The sequence below is a fragment of the Nocardioides sp. genome, assembly GCF_041600255.1.
Taxonomy (GTDB): domain Bacteria; phylum Actinomycetota; class Actinomycetes; order Propionibacteriales; family Nocardioidaceae; genus Nocardioides.
In genome coordinates, this window is sequence record NZ_JBFIKK010000183.1 from 1 (window position 1) to 4,764 (window position 4,764).

Consider the following 4,764-nt stretch of genomic DNA (forward strand, 5'->3'; position numbering starts at 1 on the left):
TGGGCCGGGTCACCCGCCCGGGCGGTGTCGTGGCCGCGTGCGTGTGGGCCTACTCCGAGACCGACAGCCCGCTCTCCCTCTTCTGGCAGGTGGCACGCGGGATCGACCTCGGTGCCTGGCGAGTCCGTACTGGCCGGCGCCCGGCCCGGGCACCTGACGGAGCTCACCGTGCAGGCCGGCCTGACGAAGGTGCAGGAGTCGCGGTTGTCGGTGACCGTGACCATGGCGAGCTTCGAGGAGTGGTGGACCCCGTTCACCCTCGGGGTGGGGCCGGCGGGCGATCACGTGGCCGCCCTCGACGAGCCCCGTCGTACCGCGTTCCGTGAGCGCTGCCGCGCACTGACCGGCGACGGCCCCTTCGACGTCGTCGCCTCGGCGTGGGCGGTGCGGGCCGTGACGTGAGTGCGGCTCCGTCGTTGCACCGGCGACAGTTATCCGCTTCTCGGAGGAGAACTCATGCACGTCCGCCGTCCCCTCATGTCCGCACTCGCGGCCCTGGCGCTCACGATCCCGCTGGTGAGCGGTGCCGCCGCCGGCCCGGCGCCCGCCGACGACCCCACCGCTCCGCGCTACGTGGAGCTCAAGGCGCCCCAACCCGACTGGTACACCCCGACGCTCCACCAACGGGTGCTGGAAGCTGCGAAGACCGGTGACTCGGTGCCGTTGCCCGACGGCGTCGACTTCCCCACGAGCGGGCTCGCCTTCACAGGCATCCGACCCGGGGCCTGGATCATCGCGCCCGCCGGCTGCACCACGAACTTCGTCTTCGGCAGCGCCAGCAACTACTTCATCGGCACCGCCGGTCACTGCACCAAGGTCGGGGACGAGGTCACGATCGTCGCTGCCCCGGGTGTGCTGATGAACATCGGCACCACCGTGAAGAGCGTCGACAAGGGGGTCGGCAACGACTTCGCGCTGATCGACGTACGCCCCTCGATGGAGCAGTACGTCAACCCGTCGATGGCCTACTTCGGCGGGCCGACCTCGGCGGGGTCGCCGAAGTCCGGGGACGTGGTTGAGCACTCGGGCCATGGCCTCGTGGTCGGCACCGGTGGCACGCCGCGCGCCGGCGTCGTCGTCTACCGGGGTCGCGGTGACGGTGGCGACGCCTTCGCGTGGGCAGGCGCGGCCAGCCCGGGCGACTCGGGATCGGCGGTCCGGCTGGCCAACGGCCAGGCGGCGGGCGACCTGACCCACCTGGTCGTCGGCGGCCCGTACCTCCCCGGTGACGTGGCCGGTACGACGATCGCCCGGATGCTGCAGATCGCCGGCCGGCCGCTGGCCACCGCGCCGAACGTGCCGGACCCGCTGTTCTGACCTGCGTGACCTGACGCTGGTGGGGAGTCGTTCGGCGACTCCCCACCACGCGTGACAACCTTCCGGCCGTTCCCGACGTCTGAGGGGTGGCGCACCACGACGGTCGCCGTTCTCCTGACTCGGAAGGAACTCCCATGCGCCTTCGCTCCCCGCGCCTGCTCGTGCCCGCCCTGGCGATCCTCGCCCTGGCCGTGGCCCCCGCCTCGTTCGCAGCCGAGCCGACCACCATCGACCCCGGCTCCCTGGAGCGTGGCGACAACCCCCGGGTCCCCCAGGTCCTGGGCACCACGATCCTCGACGGCGACGTGAAGATCCGGATCAAGGCCCAGGAGGTCCAGCTCTACGGCACCTCCGACGACGACTACGTGGTGGGCGTGTGGCAGGACGGGCGCTCGTCCGTGCAGCGGGTGGCGGTCGACGGCAGCCGCCGGACCGTGCGCGAGGGGATCACGGGCGACATCACCCTCTCCCGCGACGGTGAGCAGCTGATCGAGTCGGTCTACCGCGCCGGGGGCACCACCGTCATCACGGTCCGGGACGCGCGCACCGGTGACCGGCTGAACCGCCACCGTTTCACCGGCTACACCTCGGTGCTCGACGCGGACGCGGGCCGGGCCGTGCTGGGTGCCTCCTCCCCCGGCCGCACGGTGTCATGGCGGACGGACACCAGCCTGGTCCGACGGATCTCCGGACGTGAGGGCTACTTCGCGGACATCCGCGCCGATCGCCTCGCCGTCCTGACCGGCCACCCGTACGACGGCGGCTGCAGCGTGGTCTCGTCGCTGACCGCTCCGAACCGCCCGCTGTGGCGCTCGTGCAGCCAGGGTGTGGTCTCGGCATCGCCGAACGGCAAGCGACTGCTGACCATGCACCTGCTCTCGGACGGGCCGAACGGCACGCTCTCGGTGCACCGCGACCACGGACGACAGGTCGCGTCGTACCGCGCGGCGTACGCGTTCGGGCGAAGCGGCTTCGAGACGAACCGGTCGGTGCTGATGGTGGCCGAGGGGTCCGAGAAGACCGCCCTCGTGCGGTGCCGGGTCGGCGAGTGCGAGCGCGCCAGCAAGCGAGTCGCCAGGCCCTGACCTCGGGCGGGTATCTCCAACCCGTTCTCGGCCTCCTGTGAGGGTATGAGTCGGATCGCGTCCGGTCAGGACGTCGAGGTCACCGACCTCAGCGCTTGGCTGCACCCCAAGGAGCGTGCTTGGTCGCCTGTCGCCCGCGTGCTGCGGCTGCTCGCGGTGCCTGCGGGTCTGGCAGTCTGGCTGATGTCGCTCGGTCGGCTCGGACGACGCCGGCTCGAGTTGCACCTGATGGCAAACGCCGTCGAGGTGGACGCCGAGAGCTTCCCCGAACTGCACGCAGCCTTCGAGCGCATGCGTCAGCGGCTGGACGTCCGGACGCCAGTGCGCGTGTTCGTCCGCAATGGCGCCGTCGACGACGCTGAGCTGATCTGGACCTCGAACGGTCACTTCCTGGTGCTCAGCTCGGGGCTGGTCGCGAAGCTCGATGCGCGCGAGTGCGAGTTCGTCATGGGCTACTTCATGGGAGCCCTGAAGGCGCGCCACCTGCACTTCCACAGCGTCGACTCGTTCGTGAACCTCGCCAGCCGGCTGGTCCTGGTGCGCTGGCTCTACCTCCCGCTGCTCCGCGCCACGGTGCTGTCCGGTGATCGGATCGGGCTGCACCTGTGCGGGGACCCACGGGCCGCATGCTCCGGGTTGGCCAAGCTGCTGTTCGGCGATGCCCTGCCCGGCGACCTGAGGCAGCCGACGATCATGGCCCAGCGCGCCAGGGTCTCGCGGTCACCGATGGCCAGCTGGATGCGACTGGGCCAGCCGTTCCCGTTCCCTGTCGAGCGCTACGCCGAGCTGGCCGAGTACGCGGCGCACCTCGAGAGTCGCGGTGGGTCCGGGCTGCAGGAGCGCGGGCGCGATGCGCCGACGGCGCCGGTCACCGGGTCCGGCGTACCTGCTGGGCGAAGTTGACGAGCTCGGCGGTGAAGGCGCTGGCACGCTCGAGCATGACCATGTGCCCGGAGCCCTCGAGCACGACGGCGTGGGCGTCGGGGACGGACGCGGCGTACTCCGCCAGGGCGGTCAACGGGGCCACCGCATCGAGGTCGGCGCCGACGGCCAGCACCGGGCAGCCGACCGGGGTGAGCAGTTCCTCGCGCCGCAGCCTGCCGGCTGCCCGGGCGGTCGGCAGGACGCCACGTGCGCCGACACCGTCCACGAGCAGCGCCACGCTGGCGGGCGGGAGTGCCTCCGGGCGGTGCAGGTACGGCCACAGGAGGAGGCGGCGCAGGAGCGGACGCTCGATGATGAGCCGGCGGACGAACGCTGGTGCCGGCAGCCCCGCCGTGAGCACCTCGAAGTAGGTGGCGGCGGTGGTTGCCGGTCCCCTGAGCAACTGGCCCCCGCAGGTCCGCATGCCGAGTGCGGCCGCGAAGTGCTGCACGGTGCCGGCCGCGAGGACGATCGCGGCCACCTTCTCCCGATGGCGATGAGCGAAGCGGACAGCCAGCGGGCCACCGAGCGAATGTCCGACCAGAACGACGGGCGGCAGGTTCAGGTGCTCGACCAGCTCGGCGATCGCGTCCGCGAAGGCATCGAAGGAGTACCCGCCCGCGGGTCGGCCGGAGCGCCCGAAGCCCGGCAGGTCGACGGCGACCACCCGCCCGTGCTCGGCCAGCTCGGGGATGTTCTCAGCCCAGTGCTGCCAGCGCCCGCCGAGACCATGGACCAGCACGAACACGGGCCCGTCCGGGTGATGTGTCCCGTGGTCGACATCGACGTAGTGCAGCGTGGAGCCGGCGATCGGCACGGTCTGCGCGTGTTGGTGCCAGTCCACCTCACCGCGCGGTCGTGGGCCGGGCCGTCCGTAGTCACCGGCCAGGGGGACCGTGCGCCACGGCGGGTTCGTCGAGGTCATGGACGCTCCTCTCATGGGCGGACGGGCGATCGATGCATCCCCCGTGATGCCGGCGGGACTCGTCCGAGACGAAGGACGGAGACCCTACTCTCGCAGGTCAGCACGTATCGGGTTGAACTGCAGCGCGTTGCGGTGCGGCGAGGGTGAGAGACGCCGGATTCCTTCAAGCTCCTCTCACACCGACCGACTGAACATCGACGCCGACCTATCTTCGCAGGTCAAATGCGTAGGGCGGGTGGGGCTCGAACCCACGACCCAAGGATTATGAGTCCTCTGCTCTAACCGACTGAGCTACCGCCCCTCGGGGTCACCCCCGCGGCGCAGAGCCTAGTCGGAGCGCGGGCCGACAACGGTTCCGGGCGTGCGGCAGACGTTCAGGCACCCGAGGAGGCTTGACGCTTCACCTGTCTGCGGGCCCGCAGCCAGCCGAGTGGGAGTGTCAGCACGACCACCATTCTCGGGAGAAGACCCTGCATCCGGGCGACGGCGCCCCATGCCGACTCCCCCGCAACA

General features: G+C 71.2%; 5 protein-coding genes and 1 tRNA gene. 4 read left to right on the forward strand and 2 right to left on the reverse strand.

Going from position 1 to position 4,764, the window contains the following annotated elements; genetic code table 11:
• The first annotated feature begins 111 nt into the window (after positions 1-111).
• The 4 genes from ABZE72_RS15680 to ABZE72_RS15695 all read left to right on the forward strand — a co-directional run bounded on the left by ABZE72_RS15680 (position 112) and on the right by ABZE72_RS15695 (position 3,305).
• Positions 112-402 carry a hypothetical protein gene (locus tag ABZE72_RS15680; RefSeq protein ID WP_372729970.1) on the forward strand — a complete coding sequence of 97 codons (291 nt, stop codon included), beginning with the start codon at positions 112-114 and terminating at the stop codon, positions 400-402.
• A 75-nt stretch (positions 403-477) separates the two neighbouring features.
• Complete coding sequence (locus ABZE72_RS15685; protein WP_372729971.1) at positions 478-1,317, forward strand: hypothetical protein; 840 nt, start codon at positions 478-480, stop codon at positions 1,315-1,317.
• Positions 1,318-1,451: 134 nt separating this feature from the next.
• Complete coding sequence (locus ABZE72_RS15690; RefSeq protein ID WP_372729972.1) at positions 1,452-2,402, forward strand: hypothetical protein; 951 nt, start codon at positions 1,452-1,454, stop codon at positions 2,400-2,402.
• A 45-nt stretch (positions 2,403-2,447) separates the two neighbouring features.
• Positions 2,448-3,305, forward strand: a complete 858-nt coding sequence (locus tag ABZE72_RS15695; protein ID WP_372729973.1) for a M48 family metallopeptidase — start codon at positions 2,448-2,450, stop codon at positions 3,303-3,305.
• Here the strand turns inward: ABZE72_RS15695 and ABZE72_RS15700 are convergent.
• Positions 3,271-4,251 (reverse strand): alpha/beta fold hydrolase, encoded by a 981-nt coding sequence (locus ABZE72_RS15700; protein ID WP_372729974.1) that lies wholly within the window; start codon positions 4,249-4,251, stop codon positions 3,271-3,273. The genes ABZE72_RS15695 and ABZE72_RS15700 overlap by 35 nt on opposite strands.
• 227 nt (positions 4,252-4,478) lie before the next feature.
• Positions 4,479-4,552: transfer RNA gene (locus ABZE72_RS15705), tRNA-Ile, on the reverse strand.
• Positions 4,553-4,764 lie beyond the last annotated feature (212 nt).

What these genes read in the sequence shown, in the direction of transcription:
- ABZE72_RS15690 (WP_372729972.1), top strand. Translation starts at nt 1,452, where the DNA reads ATGCGCCTTCGCTCCCCGCGCCTGCTCGTGCCCGCCCTGGCGATCCTC.
- ABZE72_RS15695 (WP_372729973.1), top strand. Translation starts at nt 2,448, where the DNA reads ATGAGTCGGATCGCGTCCGGTCAGGACGTCGAGGTCACCGACCTCAGC.
- ABZE72_RS15685 (WP_372729971.1), top strand. Translation starts at nt 478, where the DNA reads ATGTCCGCACTCGCGGCCCTGGCGCTCACGATCCCGCTGGTGAGCGGT.
- ABZE72_RS15700 (WP_372729974.1), bottom strand. Translation starts at nt 4,251, where the DNA reads ATGACCTCGACGAACCCGCCGTGGCGCACGGTCCCCCTGGCCGGTGAC.